Below are 787 nucleotides of genomic sequence, written 5' to 3'. Positions count from 1 at the left end.
TTCCGCACCGCGGCCGCCGACGTGATCGGCGCCTACGGCACCGAGGGCAGCCCGGCCATCGACGACCCGGCCCTGGCGCTGGACCGGGTCGGTGAGGCCCTGTCCGACATCACCGCGGCGACGCTCGCCGGTGCGCTGCGCGCGGCCACCCGGGAACGCTGGGGCGAGACCCTGCCGACCCGGTTCGCGGTGATCGGCATGGGCCGCTTCGGCGGCCGGGAGCAGGGCTACGGCTCGGACGCCGACGTGCTGTACGTGCATGAGCCGCGGGACGGCGTCGACGAGCGGGAGGCGGCCGAGGCGGCCCAGGCGATCGCCCACGAGATGAGCCGGCTGCTGCAACTTCCCAGCTCCGATCCGCCGCTGCTGGTGGACGCGGATCTGCGGCCGGAGGGCCGGTCCGGGCCGCTGGTACGGACCCTGGCCTCGTACGGTGCCTACTACCGCCGCTGGTCGCTGGGCTGGGAGAGCCAGGCGCTGCTGCGGGCCGCTCCCGTCGCCGGTGACCCCGGGCTGGGAGCCCGTTTCGTCGAGCTGATCGACCCGCTGCGCTACCCGCCGGAGGGCCTCAGCGACGACGCGGTCCTGGAGATCCGCCGGCTGAAGGCCCGGATGGAGGGTGAGCGGCTGCCGCGCGGCGCCGACCCGACCACCCACACCAAGCTGGGCCGCGGCGGCCTGTCGGACGTGGAGTGGACGGTGCAGCTCCTCCAGATGCGGCACGCCCACGCCGAGCCCGGACTGCGGACGACCCGGACGCGGCCCGCGCTGGCCGCCGCCCGTGCGG

The 787-nt window shown here is 76.1% G+C and carries 1 pseudogene; it reads left to right on the top strand.

Annotation, left to right across the window (positions count from 1 at the left end):
* Nucleotides 1-787 (top strand): annotated as a pseudogene (locus tag ACYVE9_RS29185) (bifunctional [glutamine synthetase] adenylyltransferase/[glutamine synthetase]-adenylyl-L-tyrosine phosphorylase); the annotation flags it as partial.

This window comes from Streptomyces sparsus, from assembly GCF_054776295.1.
This window is presented reverse-complemented; position numbering and strand designations above follow the sequence as displayed.